Raw genomic sequence first — 19,638 nt, forward strand, 5'->3', positions numbered from 1 at the left:
AAAAAAGGAGCACATAATGAAAAAGATTTTAATTATTTCTGGTTCGATTATCATTGGCTTATTATTAATTATTACTATTTGCGCAAGTTTTTATTTATATAGCTATGCGCTAGCTCGTGATAATTCAAGTATGAATGATGAACCAACGACAGATCAAACAACAGATACAGCCAAACTTGCTAAGAAAAATCGTGAAGCTAATATTGCTTGGATGGAAAAACAAACACTCACCAAATGGACAGAAACATCAAAGGATGGCCTAAAGCTAGTTGCCAATTATTTAGAAGCGGATAAACCTACGAACAAAACAATTATTTTAGCCCATGGTTATCGTGGTAAAAGTGGTAAAGTCGAAATGGCTGGTTTTGCAAAGATGTATCATGAAAAATTTGGTTACAACGTGTTAATGCCTGATGCTCGGGCACATGGTGAAAGCGAAGGCGAAAACATCGGCTTTGGTTGGCCTGAACGGAAAGATTATCTTCAGTGGATTGACCAAGTAATTGACAAAAATGGTGCGGACACTGAAATTGCACTTCACGGAGTTTCCATGGGTAGTTCCACCGTTCTTATGACTAGTGGTGAAAAACTGCCAAAACAAGTGAAAAGTATTATCGCTGATTGTGGCTATACTTCCATGGATGCCGAACTTTCTTATCAACTGAAAGCGATGTTCCATTTACCAAGTTTCCCCATTATTCCAACAGCAAGCTTGATTAATAAAGTAAAAGAAGGTTTCTTTTTTAGTGAAGCAAGTGCCATTGATGCCGTAGCTAAAACTGATTTACCCATTTTTTATATACATGGCGATGCAGATGCTTTTGTGGCTACTTATATGGTAAATGAACTGTATGATGCAACCCATAGTTATAAAGAAAAATGGATTGTAAAAGGAGCAGAACACGGTCAGGCTTACACAGTCGACCCGAAAACATATGAAGAAAAAGTGCGACAATTCTTGAATAAAACCATGTAAAAAGCGTGCGGGAAATGAACTCCCGCACGCTTTTTATATATCTTCTAGCAATAATCCTGGATTTGCATTCATGTCATAACTACTACGCTTTCCTTGCAAAAAACTCACTGTTCCTGCCGCAGCTATCATAGCCGCATTATCACCACATAAAGATAATGGGGGAATAATAAGCTCGATATCCGGAAGTTCCAGTTTCATTTCTTGAATCAGACGTTTTCTCAAACCTTGATTAGCTGCCACACCGCCAGCAAGAAGGAGTTGTTTTACATCATATTTCTTAGCTGCACGAATGGTTTTACTCACTAGAACATCAACAACACTTGCCTGAAAACTCGCTGCCATATCATTAGGATTTGGTTCCTCTCCCCGTTGTCTTAAATTATGCAGAGTATTAATAAAAGAAGACTTCAACCCACTAAAACTAAAATCAAAGGAGCCATCATCCATCATCGCACGTGGAAAATGGAAAGTATCCTCGCCTTCTTTTGCAAGTTTATCAATTTGCACGCCACCAGGGTAAGCTAAGCCAAGTGTACGAGCCACTTTATCATAAGCTTCACCAGCTGCATCATCTCTTGTTTCACCGATAATTTCAAAGTCATTATCTGCTTTCATTAAAACAAGTTCTGTGTGCCCACCACTGACGACTAATGACAACAATGGAAATTTAAATTCCGTTTCAAAACGGTTGGCATAAATATGGCCAGCAATATGGTGTACACCTATTAAAGGTAAATTATGCATAAAAGCAAGCGTTTTTGCTGCGTTTACTCCAATAAGCAGTGCGCCAACTAAGCCTGGTCCTTCTGTCACTGCAATCCCATCTAAATCATCCATCGTTACATTAGCTTGGGTTAAAGCTTCTTCAATCACAAGCGTAATTTGTTCCACATGATGTCTTGATGCAATTTCTGGAACTACTCCACCAAATCGCTTATGACTCTCAATTTGTGAAGCAACTACACTAGATATAATTTCATTACCATTTTTCACAACAGAAGCAGCTGTTTCATCACAGCTAGATTCTATTCCAAGAATTACTGTATTTTTTTTCATAAGTCCACCCACATCACTAGCGCATCTTCTTTCGTATCCGGATAATAGTTTTTCCGAATGGCGCCATCTTGAAATCCTAGTTTTTTATAAAGCCCTTGCGCAATATTATTTGATACACGAACTTCGAGTGTCATACGCACAACACCCCGATCTTTCGCAACCTGAATCATTTTTCGAAAAAGTGCCTCGCCGTAGTGATTACCTTGATAATCAGGATGAATCGCTATATTCGTAATATGCCCTTCATCTAACACAAGCCAAACACCAGCATAGCCAACGACTTCTTCTTTATAGGTAGCCAGTAAATAATAAGCATATTGATTTATAATAAATTCATTCCGAAAAGCTGCTTCTGTCCAAGGTACAGTAAATGCTGCATTCTCTATTCTCATAATGCTTTTTAAGTCAGCCACTGTTGCTTCTCGAAATAATAAAACTTCTTCCAAATTCACTCGGAACGCCTCGATTCCAACCATTTGCTCTCTGCTTCTGCAAGTTTCAAATAATCAGGAACAAAATTGTCTGCAAGCTCGCCGTCCAATTTCTCAGCTAGTTTTACGAGCGTGCTTGCCTGCGAATAGGTAGTATCTGCCCTCGCAAAAATTGCTCGTTCCCCTAGAGTTTCGCTTACAGTATCGCAAATTTGTTCTGTCAAAGTACCTATAAACAAAATCGCTTCCTTGCTCTCTTTAAATGGTTCTAATAAATCAGTGAGCGCGATATGGCTGTCTGTCACAATGTTTTCCATTTTATCATGATTAGAATTTGCTTGATAAACTCCAGCATAAACATTGCCACGACGGGCGTCCATTAAAGCAACCACTTTTCCAGAAAAATATAAACCATTCTCTGCTAAAAGTGCTAAAGAAGATACACCAACAATCGGAATTTTAGCATCCCATGCCATCGTTTTAGCAACTGTCACACCAATTCGTAAACCAGTATACGAACCCGGACCTTTGGCAACAGCAATTTTTTCCAAATCAGTCGGTTTTACTCCACACTCTTCCATCAACAACGCTATCGCTTTAAGCAGACGCACACTATGATTCTTTTTCAAATTTGTTGTATATTCACCGAGAACGACACCCTCATGAAAAAGAGCAATTGTCATCGTATCTGAAGACGTATCCATCCCAAGTATCATTTGCCAAAAACCTCCTTCGCCAGTTGCTCGTATCGTTCCCCAACTGGATTAACCACTATTTTACGCGTATTTTCATCGATATGAAAAAGCTTAATTTCTAAATATTCTTCTGGTAAATCTTCATGGACAAACTGCGCCCATTCAACGACACTAACACCCGCTCCATAAAAATATTCCTCCAAACCGAGTTCATCAGCTGAGGCATCCTCCAAACGGTACACATCCATATGATAAAGCGGCAAGCGCCCTTTCTTATATTCGCGAATAATAGTAAACGTCGGGCTTTTAATCATTTGCGGAATCAAAAGTCCTTCACCAATACCCTTAGTAAAAGTGGTTTTTCCCGCACCCAGATCACCTTCAAGTAAAATCACATCTCCGGCTGCTAACTTTTCACCAAGTTGTTTTGCGAAAAGCCTTGTCTCCGCTTCATTTGTCATTACTAATTCGAATTCCATTACCTCACCCGTCCATCATTTTCTCTACATATCATACCATAAAGCTGTACCAAAATAAAAAGCAAAAAAACGCAACGGCATCATAAGCCGCTACGTTTTTAAAGGAAATTAATAATTGGAACCAGTTAAATCCATTCCACCATACATTTGAGTAGTAAACTCTGTAATAATTTTATTTAATTCTTCACTAGAAATAATTTGATCTTTTGTTGGGAAATCATCAATAGGTACAAATTCTTCTGCTTTCGTTTTAATTGTAAAGCTAATTGATTCTGGGGCATTCTTATCTGATGTTTCTTCTACTTTTGTTTTCAAAGTTAACGTATCTAATGTATTATCTTTTCCAGATTTTAACGATACTTTCATTTCAATGGTGGTATTTTTATTTTCTTTTAGTTCTTTAGCTGCATCTTTTAGACTCGATTGGAGTTCTGTGTAAGTAGTATCAAAATCCGTAACTGATTCAGAACCTTGACTCTCTACTAACACTTTGAAATCCGCCTTCACTTTTTCGTCATCCATTAATTTTGCAAAATCTGTACACAAATTAGCAAAATCCGCATTTTTAAGTGTGACAGTTACTGTACCATCTTTTGCTTCTTTAAAACGTTCTTGATCTAAGCTATTAAAATAATTATTCAATAGTTTGGTAGTTTTTTTATTTAAGTTTTTTGAAGCAGCTTCAAATTTCTTTGTATCGACAGCTGTATCAGTTTCACTTTCACCTGTTAATGAACTCGTCAATTCTTCTGTACTGATATATTTGTTTTTTAAATCTGGATATTGTGTATTAAGTTTTGACCACATTCCACCAGTAACTTGGTCTAAATAACTAAGTAACGATTCATCCGGTTGTACAATTGTTTTAAGCGGTATATATGTATTTCCTGTTTTCGTGTCCGCTAAGACATCTAAATCAATCGAAATCGGAAATAAGTTATTAGTAGATGTAACATTTAATTTTGCTTCCGCTTTATCTGCCTTTTTATCAGTGGAAGATGTTATGGTAAATTTAATATCTTTCAAAATACCTAATTGTTGAGCACTAGAATCAGTACTTGCCATTTGAATATCATTTACTGCAAACGAAGTAGTATAAGTGGACTGATCTGGCACATTAGCCCCATTTTTTATTGCTTGAACAAATTTTCCTTGCGGTGTTTTTGCTGCTTTTTCTGCTGGGCTCTCCCCACAAGCACCAATTACAAGCGCTAAGACCAACAGAATTGAAAGTAAAATCCCTTTTTTCATGTATTCTCCTCCTAATTGTATAATATATTAAAATTAACACAGTTTAAATACAGAAAACAAGCAATTTTACAATTGTTCACTATACAGACACAAAATACATCATATAAAAAAGCGCTCCTTTTTTAAAGGGATACGCTTTTTATTTTGGGGTTACTTTTATTGAAGTGGCATTTTTAGAAACTTTTCCAGGTGCTGGTGAGATTATTTCTGTTCCTGCTGGAAATGTGATTTGCACTGTATCTTCATTTTTTATATCGTCTAGTTTCATCACTTTACCGTTCGCTTTATTGGTCACTGCTGTATTACCGTCAACCGTTACAACAAGATTGCTTTCATAGTTGTTTTTTGTTCCGTCCCAAGTTAGTGTTCCATTCACAGTTAACTCTCGATTATTTTCTAGCAAACTGGCATCCGAAACTGTTCCATCAAGCACTAAAGCAGGAACTTCTTCCTGATTACACCCTGCCAAAAATACGACAACTAGCATAATCGATAACATGATTTTTTTTAAACTTGTCATTCTCGTTCTCGTCCTCTCTGAAGCTTATCGTTCTTTCTAGCATAGCATTTAGTACAATCTCAGGCAATTGTTTTCTTATTTTCTTAAACAATTCTTATATACCCACCATCAACCCGATAAAAGCAGCCACCAAGCCAAGAACATACGTGAAACCCATATAAGAAAATAATACACGATAGTTAGTTTTCCATTTTAATTCCATGCTTTCTACTTTAAATGTTGAAAAAGTAGTATATCCGCCCATAAAACCTGTACCAAGAAAAAGTTGCCAAACTGGCCCAAGCGCTGAAGAAATTAGAAATCCTAATAAAAAAGAACCTGTCACATTAATAAATAAAGTGGCATAAGGAAAATGAGTCTTCCATTTACTTTTCACAAAAACAGAAATACCATATCGCAACATTGCACCAAGACTAGCTCCAAAACCAACAAGTATAAAATTAACTAACATGATTCGCACCTCTTTTCAGTAGCGTATCACTAAGCACCCTACCAAATTTCACCATCAGCAATCCACCTGTTAAACTAGCCAAAACATAACTCATTGCCAACAAAAATTGTCCCTTTTGCAAGAGTTGAATGGTATCTACACTAAACGCTGAAAAAGTCGTGAATGCACCAATAAATCCCGTTCCAATACCATTTAAAATCACTAATGAAATACGCGATTTTTCAGCCAAAAATTGCATTAAAAATGCGAGCAAAAAACAGCCAATCAAGTTAACAGCCAAAGTAGCATACGGAAAACTCCCGCCAGAAAGCCATAAATTAAACGCATAACGACACATACCACCTAATGCACCAAAAATCCCCACATATAAAAAATACATTGCACCAAACCCCATTTCACCAAAAAATGCCCTGAAATAATTACATTCCGGGCAGTCGCCTTATCCTATTTCTTCTATACTATAACGAAAACAATCTGATACTTCAACTCACTGGAAGTCGAAGGATGGTTTTCATTTTTTCCGGAATAGTTTTTCGCGGATCACTTAAATATATTTCATGATGTTTCCTAACTGCGCCTGTATCATTACGAAGCCCTTCCATTTCTATAAATCGGTGCATCTCAGCTACTGTTTTTACTTCATCACTAAAAGGACCAATATGCATCATTTGCACACATTCCCCTTCCGTATAACGAACCAACTTTACGAGCGATGTATCCACATCTGGCTTCTTCTCTTTAGCAATCCCTTTAGCCCATTCTAAAATAGCCTCTGTCACAAATTCAGGTTGTCTAATAAAAGAAGTCCAAAGCCAAGCATCCCGATTTTTTAAGTCAAACATTCCTTCTGACCACCAAAAACCTTCAAGCGGAGGCACGACAAAATCCGTGTATCCTTCCAGTTTTGTATCGCCCATTTTACTCATTTTAATAGTATAAGTAAGTGTATAAAGAGCTTGCACTGCTTTTTGGTAATCTTCGTTATCAGGGTCGCCCTTGCCATCCATCATAAGAAAGTTCATTTCTGGTACAAAAATACGTTCTGGTCGTTGTTTTGGTGCATAAAATTTCTTTTCCTCTTTTTTAAAATCTATTTTTTTATTAACCATTTAAGTTCCTCCTCGTGCATCCAGTTTGGTATCACCTGCTGAAAATTAGCATGACTAACTGCTGTCTTCGCTGCATAACTTATTATCTTTTCTAAATTACGTGACGTATCTCTTGCTGCCCAACTAACTGCCGCAACAATATGCATCGCTGTATAAAGTGCATAAAGCTCCCAAAAACCGGCAATCTCTTGCTCTTTAATATAGCCTAACATATTTCCTTGCGCAAAAGGTACACTAACCTCCGTAGTGAAAAAACCAATTTTTGCTAAATCAACTAACGGATCTCCAAACTCAAGTCGATTAAAATCAATGATACCTGCAAATTTTTTATGGTTTAAAATGATATTTGCTGGATGAAAATCACCATGTTGCAGGCAAATCGGTCTATCTTTTAACCTAGCTATATTGTCATTAATAAATCTATCGGCTTCCATTAAAAACGGCAATCTTAAATTGAGTTCCTCCAATTCTACACTCTTTTGCTTATGTTTTGCTGTTTGAAAATCAAACCAATTCATTTTTGGAACCTCTAAAGGAAGTGCATGCATTTTTCTTAAAACTTCCCCTGCTAAAAATCCAGCTTCAAATTGTTCTAAATCAGATAAATCATCCATACCAAATTCCCCGTCTACCCCATTTAAAAAGGCTATTATCATATATCCTTCGCCATTGAAATAACCAAACTCAAATGCTTGAGGTACATAAGGAACAATTGAATGTAGGGCTTGAAGTAATTCAAACTCTTTTTTGCGCTCTAATAATAGTTCTTTTGGAAAAACGCGCACAAGATATTTTTTATCCACTTGATATTTCCTATCTACCGAAAATCCTTTTTTAATTTCATGAATCGCTTTTGCATTATGTAATAATCTAAGTTTCCCTATATCCAAAACTCGCCCTCCTCAATATAAACTAAGTATATTCCATTATACATGAATACGCTTTCTTTCTCTAAAAATAGCTATAGAATTTATTGACAAAATTGACGTTTCAATATTATAATTAATTTTGCTACACATACGCGGTCGTGGCGGAATCGGCAGACGCGCTAGGTTGAGGGCCTAGTGGGGTAAAACCCGTGGAGGTTCAAGTCCTCTCGGCCGCATCAATTAAAAAGGCGTCTAGGTTAAAAACTAACCTAAACGCCTTTTTTCGTCTTACCAATTTTTTCTAAAAATCACTATGCCACCTGTTGCTACAACAAGCATTCCTAAGAAAATGGAAGCAGTATCTGAGTTGTCACCAGTTTGTGGTAAAACAGTTGCTTTTGTTGCTGTTTCAGTCACTTTTACTGGTGTATCTCCAGCTGTTGCAGGTGGAGTTGGTGTCGGTGTCGGTTTTGGTGTTACTTTTATTTTTTCATCACTAAAAGTAACATTCACAACTTCTTGTGGATTAAATGGTATGGTTACGCGAATTTCTTTATCAGATTTTGAATAACCCGGTGGCGCTTCTTCTTCTGTGATAAGATACGTTCCTGGAAGCAAGCTTTCTATGAGCGCATAGCCCTCTTTATCTGTCGTTGCTTTTTTTACGGTCGTTCCATCTGCTGCTTTAACACTAAAGACCGCGCTTGCTAAACCTTTTTTAGTTTGTTCATCCTGCTTAAAAATCTTTATTGCTCCTGTTTTTTCTGTATTTTGAAAAACAAGGTTAACAGGATTTGTATCGCCATATGTGATTGCAAAGTTTTTGGGGGTTGTATTTTTCACATAACCAGTAGGCGCAGTCACTTCTGTCGCAGTATAATTTCCTGGTGGTAAACCTTCTGCTGACCCTTTACCAAGATTATCTGTCGTTATTTTAGCTACTTCTGAAGCAGAACTATCTTTAATTGAATAAACTGCTCCACTAAGCGCTTTATCTCCAGAAAGTTTTTGAATTTCTACTTTTCCATTTGTCGTTATCCCTGCATCCACATCAAAATTCTCGCTTTTCAAATTGGGAACATTGACGGTAGCAATCCCAGTTTTATCTGGTTTGGAGTTAATTTCCGTGTTGTCGCCTTGGTTACTTTTCGAAAAAATAAAACGATCATCTGGTAAAGTAAATTTCACTTGATGTTCACCAGGCAAAACATCTTCAAATAAATAAGATCCGATATTATTAGTGGTGGTGCTTTTCTTTACTACACCATCCATATCTAGTAACTCTACTTTTACACCAGGAGCTGGATCTTCATTATCTTGCTGAATACCATCCCCATTATAATCGTACCAAACGACATCGCCAATTTTGGCACCAGTAATATTTATATATAATTCAACATTATCCACAAAATTCCCACTCGTAAGTGAACCGTTTGCCGTTGAAATTGGATCAAAAGTTAGACGAGTAATTGTTTGCCCTTCAGGAACAGTATAATTCCCTTCATAAGTTCCCCATGTCTCTCCATCAGAAACTCTTGTCACTTCCGTTTGACTTTCTGGTGTTCCAATAAGTAAACCAGCTGTATCTGTTCCATTACGACCTCGGTGTGAAAATTTCCAAGTTAAATTTGAACCAGGAATTGTTCGAATATCTTGATAAACAGGACCAATTCCATCTGAATTTAATTCGATAAAATTATTTCCAGAAAAAGCAGGAATATTATAGCCGTTTCCATTTTGCCATACTTCTATATTTCCAGAAGGGTTAGTTGTTCCCCATGCATCTACCCCATCTTGATTAACCATCCACACATTAGTAGTTCCAGCATTGTGCCCGTATTCCTCAATATTAACATCTTCAAAATCATTATTTTTAATGGCCCATTTTAGTTGCCAGCCATTTGAAGTTAATGGAGAAGCTTGCACTTTTTCTGAAATACTTCCAATAATTAGTAGCACTAACAGAAATAATAAACTGTTTATAACTTTCCTTTTCATGCTGTTGCCTCCCTTTTTCAGAACCTAGTAACATATATTACCCTAAAATAAACAAATGAAAACAGAAAGCTCTAGAACTTTCTGTTTTAATTTTTATGACAAAATAAGATAGGCCATTTTGTATTTAGTTTCTTTAGCAAAATGCGTACTTGCATGTTTTTTTACTCGATTGATTAAAATGGGATCATTAGATTCATCAATTCGTTTAAGAAAATCCATCATATTTTTTTCATAGGATGCTTGTTGATTTTGATGATATAAAAGCAAGGTTTCCGTATATTCAATAAAATAATCTAGTTCGATTACTCGTTCCCTCACTTCAGACATAATCTCTTTTAAAGCTGTTGCTTGTTCTACAAAACCGTTTTCTGCAAAAATAACCATCAATTCTGTGATTACCAGATAAACATTATTATCAAAAGTAGAATTAATTTTTTTGTAGCGAATTATTTCGTTGTAAAGTGTAGCGATATCCTCATTAAATGTCGCCTCATTACCTTCTGATTTTTCAATTTCTGCCAATCTAAAACGAATAAGGAAATAAAATCTGCTTTTGAATTTAGGATATACTGAAAAAAGTTCGATGGCCTGTTTAAAACGTTTTTTTGATTCTGTTAAAAAGCCAATTTGGTAATAAACATATCCAAAAAAATACAGTAACGTTCCTTTAAACTCATATTCTTCATTCGAGAAATTTTTCGCTAAAATCCAACTTTTTTTTATGTGTTTTAACGCTGACTCATATGCGCCTTGGCAAATGAAACAAATACACATATTAATATGAAAAACTGCCTGAAGAGTATTATCATTTGAAGTTTCAATACATTTTTCCCAATATGTCTCTGCAAGGTCATAATCACAAGTAACAGACAAATGTTTCACGGCTTGACTGTAATAATAATAATTTAATAAATAAGATGGAAAATTTTCTTGGATTCGTTTTTCATTATTAGTTAAATATTTAATTTCTATTTCTTCTGCTTTAGAAAATTCCCAAATTTTATAATAATAACACGCTTGTAAACTATAAAATCCTAACTCTGTAGCTGGAGATTGTTGAAGTAAATTTATATTATCAGCAAATGCGTTTAGCTTAGTTTCTACATTTTCCGTATTGGAAAACACAATTAATTTAAAAATCGCTTGAAATTCTTCTAGTATTACCTGATTGGTTTCTTCTTCATTCACTAAAAGTGTTTCTTCAGGTACTTCTAATCGGCGTGCTAAATGCATTAATGTTTCTATAGAAGCAGTTTTCACGCCATTTTCTATATTGGCTAAATAGGGGATAGAAACAATTCCATGAGATACATCTTTTAAAGTCATCCCTTTCTGTTTACGGAGATTTCTAATCCTTAATCCAATTAAATTCATGATGTCACCGCCATACTATCCATAGTTTTCTTTTAATTATAAACATTTGATGGGTGAAAACAACTGCTTTTTAAAGGGAATTTTAGCGTTAATAGTGCTTGCATTTTGAAATTCAGAAATATTTTTTTACTCATTGATCGGGTTAAATGATCAGCTTTTTTTAAATCTAATCGCTTTTTAGTCAAACATTCTTTAAGCACTTCTCTACTCTTTGAATGCTTTAAAGAAGTTTACTACGTATTACTAATACACTTATCACATCTTGAAAATTTCAATTAATTCTTTTTTTGCTCATTAAAACCGTTTTTTCAAGGAGCTATTCCTCTTCACTAATTCGCCATATTTGTCCTTATAGCGCTTATAAAAATATTCCAACTTACACCAAAAAAGGCAAGGTCTATTGAGACTTGCCTCACTCTTTCTATTCATAAAAACCATTCATTCCCACTTGAAAGGTTTTTATCTACGTAAAATAAGAACGCAGAACTCTATTTTAACACTTAAATTCAATAAACTTAGAAAAAGGAAACAATAAACATTTTTCACACTTTTATATATAATTTCGGACTTAATTTACCAAAAAAAGCGAAGATAAAATATATCTCCGCTTTTTACTATTTAAATAATATGTGTTTTTTCTTCATATAGAAAATAATGGATCCCGCTACGATCATTTCTGAAATAGGAATAGCTAACCATACGCCTGGAATACCAATGATTGGAGGTAAAATTAACAAGAAAATCACCATAAAAATAATCTCTCGTGAAATAGTAATCCATGTAGCCATTTTCACCTTATCAGATGTTTGGAAATACGTCATCATAACAAAGTTAAAGCCCATAAATAAGTATGCAGTATAGAATAATTTAATTCCATTGCTTGCTAAATCTCTAATTTCCGGACTAAAGTTTCCAAACATCGAAACAAGTAAATTAGATCCAAAGAAACCAACTAGTAAAAAGCCAACACCTGTACTAAAAGCAACTATGATCGCAATTTTCAACGTTTCAAGTTCTTTTTGTCTGGCTTTTGCACCTCGATAATAACTAATAAGCGGCTGAATCGCAGAACCCATACCAAGGAATAGCATCAAAATAACACTATGCGTATAATTCAGAACTGAGAACGCCGCAACACCAGCCGTTCCAGCAATCGCAGCAATCGAGATATTATAACCAAGCGTAAATACCGATACCCCAACTTCTGCTAAAAAGCTAGGCAACCCAATCGCCAATGTCTTTTTGAAAAAGGCTTTATTCCAGTCCAATTTAACAAATTTCAAGCGACTCGTTTTTTTGAAGAAGTGCGTAATCAAGATGCATACACCAACAATAATAGCAATCATCGTTGCAAGCGCTGAACCTGTTACGCCCCATTCAAATACAAATAAGAATAAATAATTCAAAATAACATTACTGATTGCTGTTACAATAAGTGCAATCATTGATAAATTAGGATCGCCATCATTACGGACAAAAATACTTAAAATATTTTCAAGTGTAAGCGCGAATCCGAAAACTAGTAGGATATTCATATATTCAAGTACATAACCAATCGTTTCATCATTGGCACCTAAAAAATAAGCTAACGGGACTTTAAAGATAAATGCAATAACACCAATAATAATCGTAATCGAAATGACTGCAAGAATGGCATTTGTAAAAATCGTTTGTGCTTTTGCCACATTCTTTTCCCCAATTGCAAAAGAAAACTGAGTCGCAGCACCAATACCAATCCAAATGGAAATCGCTGTAAAAATAGTAAATACTGGTACAGCTATATTTATCCCAGCAAGCGCTACTCCGCCAAGCTTATGACCAACAAAAATCCCATCAATCACAATATTCAAAGACATTAATAACATTCCCACTAAAGAAGGAATTAAATATCTAAAATATATCTTTTTTACAGAATCTGTTTCTAAAATTTCTATATTTTTTGCCATGCTACACCTCTAAATTTAAGCTTTTAGCGTAATTCCTCTCCAGAAAACTTGCCATAAAGCTGTGATTTTTTTGTCTGTTCTAGCTGGGTCGTTTACATAAACAATATCCACAATGACAGCATCAAGAATTCCCATGTAAGCTTCTTTCATCGTTTCCACGTCTTGATTTGGAATAAGTTTTTGTTCTATCCAATCTGCAAATAAAGCCGTAAAATCTTGTTCCATTTGTTGTACATTTTCGGTAATATAAGCTTGAACAATATCATATAAATGTTTCGGCGGGTAAAAACCATAGCGTAACCAGAATTGATACGCCTCATCTGTATCATATAATTCTTTAACACCAAAAAGTAAACTAGATAAAACAAGATCTGGTCTAGATAAGTCACTATCACGAAGTTTTGCTCTATAGTAATCTATTTCAGTCGATTTCGCATCTTTCATAATTGATAAAAACAAGTCATCTTTATCCTTAAAATGGGAATAGAGTGATTGTTTCTTTAGCCCAACCATCCCTGCAATATCAGCAAGTGAGGTTCCTTCAAATCCATTATTTGCAAAAAGTGTTAATGCAGCTTGTTTGATTTCTTCTTTTCTCATCTCTTCACTCCTTTTACAAAAACTGACGACCGTTCGTAAGTGATTTTCTCATAAATAATATTCTTTGTCAATAAAAAAATCCACTCTAATGAAAGAGTGGACGCTATATTTTACTTTTCTTCTAAGAACTCGCTAATCAGTTCATACATTTCATCTGTAGCTTCTGAATTTGTAGTCATAAAGCCATGAGGAACTTTTTCAAAACGTTTGGCAAATACTTCTACTCCGGCATCTTTTAATTTCTTCGCATAGGCTTCCCCTTGATCTCTAATTGGATCAAATTCAGCTGTTGCAATAAATGTTTTTGGTAATCCAACTAAATCTTTGCTCCGAATTGGGGCTATTAATGGATCATATTTACGATCATTTGCATTCGCGATATATAGTTTAAAGAATTTATCTAAGGATTCTTTCGTTAGTACATATCCTTCTGCAAATTCATCCATAGACGGATATAAAACCGATGCATCACGGCTGAAAATATCTGTAACTGGATAAAGTAGGATTTGAGCTGTGATATTTGGTTTTCCTTTTGCTTTAGCGATTTGTGTAACAACAGTCGCTAAATTACCACCTACGCTATCTCCTGCCACAATAATATCAGCGGATTTAGCTCGTAAGCTCGTCCGATGATTTTGTACCCATAATAACGCCGCATAAGCATCTTCCACAGCAGCTGGGAAAGGATTCTCTGGAGCAAGTCGGTAGTCCACTGTAACTACACGTGCACCTGTTGTTTGAACAAGTTTTCTTGCAATTGCATCATGTGTTTGCAAGCCCCCTAAAACAAAGCCGCCACCATGATAGTAAACGATAATTTCAAAAGGTCCATCTTCTTTTGGTGTATAAATTCGAATTGGAATTTTACCAGCTGGACCATCAATTTTTTTGTTTTCAACATCGCCAATTTCGATATCTTTTGCAGATGGCAAGGCTTTTGTTGCAAGTCTCATATATTTATATCGCGAATCTACATCGGATAATGGAGAAGTGTTTTTCACAAATTCTTGTGAGGCTTCATCCAAATTTTCTAGTACCTCAGGATTATATTCTTTTTTTCCTACCGCTTTTTTGTAAATAAAGAAAACGATTAATAATGGAAGTAGAATAATCCCAGCAAAACCAATGCCAATCCATTTTATTGTATTTTTCATGTTCGCTCAACTCCTTCAATATAACTTCAATATTAAGTATAGCAGTTTTAGGAACAGGAACCAATTTATTACTATTTGGAATAGATATTTTTTATATAAAAATGTATTTTTAAACATAATACTGAATAATTTAAAATAAAAAGGTTGATATATAATATGTTAGATGTTAATATAAATACAATTAATTGTATATTTATGAATAGGGGATGTTTTCAATGACAAAAGAAAAAATCGTATTAGCATACTCTGGTGGGTTAGATACTTCTGTTGCAATCCAGTGGTTAGTAGAATCAGGATATGAAGTTATCGCTTGTTGTTTAGATGTTGGAGAAGGAAAAAATTTGGATTTTATTAAAGAAAAAGCCATCACGGTTGGGGCAAGTGAATCCTATACAATCGATGCCAAAGAAGAATTTGCCGAAGACTTTGCTTTAATCGCTTTGCAAGCTCATGCTTATTATGAAGGAAAATATCCACTTATTTCTGCTTTAAGTCGTCCTTTAATCGCCAAAAAATTAGTGGAAGTTGCTCGTCAAGAAGGCGCTTCTGCCATTGCTCATGGTTGTACTGGTAAAGGCAATGACCAGGTTCGTTTTGAAGTAGCGATTCATGCGCTTGCACCTGATTTAAAAGTCATCTCTCCTGTTCGTGATTGGAAATGGTCCAGAGAAGAAGAAATCAATTACGCCAAAGAACATAACATCCCTGTTCCAATTGATTTAGATAATCCATTCTCGATTGACCAAAATCTTTGGGGCAGAAGTAATGAATGTGGTGTTCTTGAAAACCCATGGACAACACCGCCAGAAGCTGCTTATGATTTAACAGTTAGCTTAGAAGATGCACCAGATACTGCAGATATTGTTGAAATTACTTTTGATGCTGGTATTCCTATTTCTCTTAATGGAGAAAATATGAGTCTAGCTAATTTAATTCTTACATTAAATGAAATTGCTGGAAAACATGGCGTTGGTAGAATCGACCATATCGAAAATCGTTTAGTTGGTATTAAATCACGTGAAGTATATGAATGTCCGGCTGCAGTCACCTTAATCAAGGCTCATAAAGAACTAGAAGATTTAACTTTCGTTCGCGAAGTCGCTCATTTCAAACCAATCATCGAACAAAAAATCAGTGAAACAATTTATAATGGCTTATGGTTCTCACCTTTAACGGAAGCTTTGGTTGCTTTCTTGAAATCTACACAAAAATTTGTTAATGGAACGATTCGGGTCAAACTATTTAAAGGCCATGCCATTGTTGAAGGAAGAAAATCGCCTAATTCGCTTTATGATGAAAACTTAGCGACTTATACATCCTCGGATACATTCGATCAAGATGCAGCAGTTGGTTTCATCAAGCTTTGGGGTTTACCAACTAAAGTAAGCGCAGAAGTCAATTCAAAAGTTACAATAACAACCGAGGTGTAAAAAATGGAAAAATTATGGGGTGGCCGTTTTCAAGGAAAAAGTGAAGCGTGGATTGATGACTTTGGCGCTTCAATTTCTTTCGATCAAAAAATGGCAAAAGAAGATTTGACGGGAAGTTTGGCGCATGTCGCAATGCTTGGCAAATGTGGTATTATTTCTGATGCTGAGGCAGCTGAAATTACGGCTGGTTTAAAAATTATGCAAGAAAAATTAGCGCTTGGTGAACTTGAATTCAGTACCGCAAACGAAGATATTCATTTAAATATTGAAACATTGTTATACACGGAAATTGGTCCTATCGCTGGGAAACTTCATACAGCACGTAGTCGAAATGACCAAGTTGCGACAGATATGCATTTATATTTAAAACAAGCCGTTGCAGATATTATCCACTCGTTAAAACATTTACGGGAGGTACTTGTGCAAAAAGCCGGATTCCATGTTGAAACAATTATGCCAGGCTATACACACTTACAACACGCCCAACCTATATCTTTTGCTCATCATTTGCTTGCTTATTTTGGGATGTTTACAAGAGATTTAGAGCGTTTAGAAGAGAGTGTCAAGCGGATTGATATTTCCCCTCTCGGTTCTGCCGCGCTAGCTGGGACGACTTTTCCAATTGACCGGGCTTATAGTGCAGAACTACTTGGCTTTTCTGCTATTTATGAAAATAGTTTGGATGGCGTGAGTGATCGTGATTTTATTATTGAATTTCTTAGTAATAGTTCAATTTTAATGATGCATTTATCGCGTTTTTGTGAAGAACTGATACTTTGGACAAGTCATGAATTTCAATTTGTTGAGTTAACGGATGCTTTTTCAACGGGTAGTTCGATTATGCCGCAAAAGAAAAATCCAGATATGGCTGAATTAATCCGCGGGAAAACAGGCCGAGTGTATGGAAATCTTTTCGGTATGTTAACGGTTTTGAAAGGGTTACCGCTAGCTTATAATAAAGACTTGCAAGAAGATAAAGAAGGTATGTTTGATACGGTTGAGACGGTTCAAACAAGCTTAGATATATTTGCGGGAATGATTGAAACGATGAAGGTCAATGAGGAAATTATGGAAGAATCTACTCAAAAAGATTTTTCGAATGCTACAGAATTAGCGGATTATTTAGCGAAAAAAGGGGTTCCTTTTAGAGAAGCGCATGAAATTGTTGGTAAATTAGTACTTGAATGTACGCAAAATGGAATTTATTTGCAAGATGTTCCTTTTAGTCGTTATCAAGAAATAAATCCGCTTATTGAAAAGGATATTTACGATGTTCTTTCTTCTAAAACAGCTGTTCAGAAGAGAAATTCATATGGTGGAACAGGTTTTGACCAAATTAAAGTGGCACTCGCTAATGCGAAAAAATCATTATAATACGAGCTGGAGCGCTTATGAGTGTTCCAGTTTTTATTTTTTCCGAGGGATCAACACGGATTGTCAAACCACTGTTTTTTTTGTTAATATAAAAAAGATGTTACCTTTTTGCTAGATAGGGGAAATACATACAGAGAAAATAAAGGGAAGTGATGTATTGAAAAAATTAACAACTGTTTTTTGGGGTTCGGGACTATTAGTTCTGCTAGCTGTTTTATTTGGTGCTTTTTTACCAAAACAATTTGAGAATTTCACAACAAACATTCAACAATTTCTAACAAGTAATTTTGGTTGGTACTATTTATTTGTGGTTGCGATTATTATTATCTTTTGTTTATTCTTAGTTTTAAGCCCAATTGGTTCGATTCGTCTTGGAAAGCCCGGGGAAAAACCAGGTTATAGTAATAAATCATGGTTCGCGATGTTATTCAGCGCAGGAATGGGAATCGGACTTGTTTTCTGGGGTGCTGCCGAGCCATTATCTCACTATGCTGTTCAAGCGCCTGGTGGTGAAGTTGGTACGCAAGCTGCTATGAAAGATGCGCTTCGTTATTCATTCTTCCATTGGGGGATATCTGCTTGGTCCATTTATGCGATTGTGGCTTTAGCCTTAGCTTACTTTAAATTCAGGAAAAATGCGCCTGGTTTAATAAGCGCTACGCTATATCCAATTTTAGGAAAATATTCAAAGGGTCCTCTTGGTCAGTTGATTGATATTATTGCTGTTTTTGCAACGGTTATTGGAGTTGCTACAACTCTTGGCCTTGGTGCTCAACAGATTAATGGTGGGCTAACTTACTTATTCGGCGTTCCAAATAACTTTGGGATTCAATTTACTATAATTGTTATTGTTACTATTTTATTCATGCTATCCGCAATGTCAGGACTTGATAAAGGGATTCAGCTTTTAAGTAATGTAAATATATATGTTGCTGGTGTTTTACTGGTTCTTACACTTATTCTTGGACCGACTCTCTTCATTATGAATAATTTTACGAATTCCTTTGGGGATTACTTGCAAAATATTATACAGATGAGTTTCCAAACAGCACCTGATGCTCCTGATGCTAGAAAATGGATTGATTCCTGGACTATTTTTTACTGGGCTTGGTGGCTTTCTTGGTCGCCATTTGTTGGGATATTTATTGCACGTATTTCCCGCGGCAGAACAATCCGGCAGTTTTTACTAGGAGTTATCGTTTTACCTGCTCTAGTAAGTGTGTTTTGGTTTGCGGTATTTGGCGGCTCTGCAATTTTTGTGGAACAACATGGGAATTCAGGACTTTCAAAACTAGCAACTGAACAAGTATTATTTGGGGTCTTTAATGAATTTCCGGCTGGAATGGTTTTATCGATTGTTGCAATGATTTTAATTGCCGTATTCTTTATCACTTCTGCGGATTCTGCGACATTTGTGCTTGGTATGCAAACGACAGGCGGTTCTTTAAACCCACCAAATTCGGTCAAAGTCACTTGGGGACTTTTGCAAGCTGGAATTGCGAGTGTTTTACTTTATGCTGGTGGACTTACAGCTCTACAAAACGCTTCGATTATTGCGGCTTTCCCATTTTCAATTGTTATTATTTTAATGATTGTTTCCTTATTTATTTCACTGACGAGAGAACGAGAAAAATTAGGATTATTTGTACGACCGAAAAAATCACAACGTTCACAACTATAATAAAAAGGGATGGAAATCTAAAATTAGATTTCCATCCCTTTTTTCATCCTTTTTTCTGCTTTGCCGCGATTATTTCACGATAGCTACGAGTTTTTTTAGGATATTTTTTCCGAAACAAGCGCTCGGAAACGACTGCTAACACAAGTGATATAGCGGTAATTGGAATAGAGCTTTTAAATATACCGACCATTAGTAATAAAGCACTGGCAAATAAGGTTGCATTAAAAAGGAATTTTTCCATTAG

20 protein-coding genes and 1 tRNA gene are annotated in these 19,638 nt (G+C 35.6%); 5 read left to right on the top strand and 16 right to left on the bottom strand.

The features are described 5' to 3' along the window. The first annotated feature begins 16 nt into the window (after positions 1-16). Positions 17-976: an alpha/beta hydrolase gene (locus LWE_RS10645; protein ID WP_011702853.1), complete on the top strand. Its 960-nt coding sequence runs from the start codon at positions 17-19 to the stop codon at positions 974-976. Positions 977-1,009: 33 nt separating this feature from the next. On the opposite strand, the gene tsaD is transcribed toward LWE_RS10645, so the two are convergent. The 10 genes from tsaD to LWE_RS10695 all read right to left on the bottom strand — a co-directional run bounded on the left by tsaD (position 1,010) and on the right by LWE_RS10695 (position 7,858). Continuing rightward, on the bottom strand, positions 1,010-2,032 hold the full coding sequence (gene tsaD, locus LWE_RS10650) for a tRNA (adenosine(37)-N6)-threonylcarbamoyltransferase complex transferase subunit TsaD (protein ID WP_011702854.1): 1,023 nt from the start codon (positions 2,030-2,032) through the stop codon (positions 1,010-1,012). Further along, positions 2,029-2,484 (bottom strand): ribosomal protein S18-alanine N-acetyltransferase, encoded by a 456-nt coding sequence (gene rimI, locus LWE_RS10655; protein WP_011702855.1) that lies wholly within the window; start codon positions 2,482-2,484, stop codon positions 2,029-2,031. The genes tsaD and rimI overlap by 4 nt, the downstream gene beginning before the upstream one ends. Further along, positions 2,481-3,179, bottom strand: coding sequence for a tRNA (adenosine(37)-N6)-threonylcarbamoyltransferase complex dimerization subunit type 1 TsaB (tsaB, locus tag LWE_RS10660; protein WP_011702856.1), 699 nt, complete (start codon positions 3,177-3,179; stop codon positions 2,481-2,483). Before tsaB ends, rimI begins: the two co-directional genes overlap by 4 nt. Then, entirely contained in the window at positions 3,176-3,637 is a 462-nt protein-coding gene (tsaE, locus tag LWE_RS10665) for a tRNA (adenosine(37)-N6)-threonylcarbamoyltransferase complex ATPase subunit type 1 TsaE (RefSeq protein WP_011702857.1), read from the bottom strand. The genes tsaB and tsaE overlap by 4 nt, the downstream gene beginning before the upstream one ends. 108 nt (positions 3,638-3,745) lie before the next feature. Beyond that, positions 3,746-4,888, bottom strand: a complete 1,143-nt coding sequence (locus LWE_RS10670) for an Lmo2079 family surface lipoprotein (RefSeq protein ID WP_011702858.1) — start codon at positions 4,886-4,888, stop codon at positions 3,746-3,748. A gap of 139 nt (positions 4,889-5,027) precedes the next feature. Further along, entirely contained in the window at positions 5,028-5,408 is a 381-nt protein-coding gene (locus tag LWE_RS10675) for a hypothetical protein (RefSeq protein WP_011702859.1), read from the bottom strand. A gap of 94 nt (positions 5,409-5,502) precedes the next feature. Continuing rightward, positions 5,503-5,859: a fluoride efflux transporter CrcB gene (gene crcB / locus LWE_RS10680; protein ID WP_011702860.1), complete on the bottom strand. Its 357-nt coding sequence runs from the start codon at positions 5,857-5,859 to the stop codon at positions 5,503-5,505. Then, positions 5,849-6,238 carry a fluoride efflux transporter CrcB gene (crcB, locus tag LWE_RS10685; protein WP_011702861.1) on the bottom strand — a complete coding sequence of 130 codons (390 nt, stop codon included), beginning with the start codon at positions 6,236-6,238 and terminating at the stop codon, positions 5,849-5,851. Before crcB (LWE_RS10685) ends, crcB (LWE_RS10680) begins: the two co-directional genes overlap by 11 nt. A 103-nt stretch (positions 6,239-6,341) precedes the next feature. Further along, on the bottom strand, positions 6,342-6,968 hold the full coding sequence (locus LWE_RS10690) for a GyrI-like domain-containing protein (RefSeq protein WP_011702862.1): 627 nt from the start codon (positions 6,966-6,968) through the stop codon (positions 6,342-6,344). Next, a complete protein-coding gene (locus LWE_RS10695) occupies positions 6,950-7,858 on the bottom strand; it encodes an aminoglycoside phosphotransferase family protein (RefSeq protein ID WP_011702863.1) in 909 nt (302 codons plus the stop codon). The genes LWE_RS10690 and LWE_RS10695 overlap by 19 nt, the downstream gene beginning before the upstream one ends. Before the next feature lie 131 nt (positions 7,859-7,989). On the opposite strand from LWE_RS10695, the gene LWE_RS10700 reads away from it, so the two are divergent. Further along, positions 7,990-8,073, top strand: a tRNA-Leu gene (locus LWE_RS10700). Between the two features lie 52 nt (positions 8,074-8,125). Here the strand turns inward: LWE_RS10700 and LWE_RS10705 are convergent. The 5 genes from LWE_RS10705 to LWE_RS10725 form a co-directional block, all read right to left on the bottom strand. Next, the gene (locus LWE_RS10705; protein ID WP_011702864.1) at positions 8,126-9,835 is read right to left on the bottom strand and encodes a SpaA isopeptide-forming pilin-related protein; all 1,710 of its coding nucleotides are present in this window, start codon (positions 9,833-9,835) and stop codon (positions 8,126-8,128) included. Between the two features lie 93 nt (positions 9,836-9,928). After that, entirely contained in the window at positions 9,929-11,209 is a 1,281-nt protein-coding gene (locus LWE_RS10710) for a helix-turn-helix domain-containing protein (RefSeq protein WP_011702865.1), read from the bottom strand. Between the two features lie 614 nt (positions 11,210-11,823). Next, positions 11,824-13,155, bottom strand: a complete 1,332-nt coding sequence (fepA, locus tag LWE_RS10715; RefSeq protein ID WP_011702866.1) for a multidrug efflux MATE transporter FepA — start codon at positions 13,153-13,155, stop codon at positions 11,824-11,826. A gap of 15 nt (positions 13,156-13,170) precedes the next feature. Then, on the bottom strand, positions 13,171-13,755 hold the full coding sequence (gene fepR, locus LWE_RS10720; RefSeq protein WP_011702867.1) for an efflux pump transcriptional regulator FepR: 585 nt from the start codon (positions 13,753-13,755) through the stop codon (positions 13,171-13,173). A 110-nt stretch (positions 13,756-13,865) separates the two neighbouring features. Then, a complete protein-coding gene (locus LWE_RS10725) occupies positions 13,866-14,909 on the bottom strand; it encodes an alpha/beta hydrolase (RefSeq protein ID WP_011702868.1) in 1,044 nt (347 codons plus the stop codon). A 215-nt stretch (positions 14,910-15,124) separates the two neighbouring features. Here LWE_RS10725 and LWE_RS10730 point away from each other — a divergent pair, with 215 nt between their 5' ends. The 3 genes from LWE_RS10730 to betL all read left to right on the top strand — a co-directional run bounded on the left by LWE_RS10730 (position 15,125) and on the right by betL (position 19,394). Further along, a complete protein-coding gene (locus LWE_RS10730) occupies positions 15,125-16,339 on the top strand; it encodes an argininosuccinate synthase (RefSeq protein ID WP_011702869.1) in 1,215 nt (404 codons plus the stop codon). Positions 16,340-16,342: 3 nt separating this feature from the next. Next, complete coding sequence (argH, locus tag LWE_RS10735) at positions 16,343-17,713, top strand: argininosuccinate lyase (protein ID WP_011702870.1); 1,371 nt, start codon at positions 16,343-16,345, stop codon at positions 17,711-17,713. A 157-nt stretch (positions 17,714-17,870) separates the two neighbouring features. Then, positions 17,871-19,394 carry a BCCT family glycine betaine transporter BetL gene (gene betL, locus LWE_RS10740; protein WP_011702871.1) on the top strand — a complete coding sequence of 508 codons (1,524 nt, stop codon included), beginning with the start codon at positions 17,871-17,873 and terminating at the stop codon, positions 19,392-19,394. Positions 19,395-19,437: 43 nt separating this feature from the next. On the opposite strand, the gene LWE_RS10745 is transcribed toward betL, so the two are convergent. Next, a complete protein-coding gene (locus LWE_RS10745; protein WP_011702872.1) occupies positions 19,438-19,635 on the bottom strand; it encodes a hypothetical protein in 198 nt (65 codons plus the stop codon). Positions 19,636-19,638 lie beyond the last annotated feature (3 nt).

Source organism: Listeria welshimeri serovar 6b str. SLCC5334 (genome assembly GCF_000060285.1).
GTDB classification, from domain to species: Bacteria; Bacillota; Bacilli; order Lactobacillales; family Listeriaceae; genus Listeria; species Listeria welshimeri.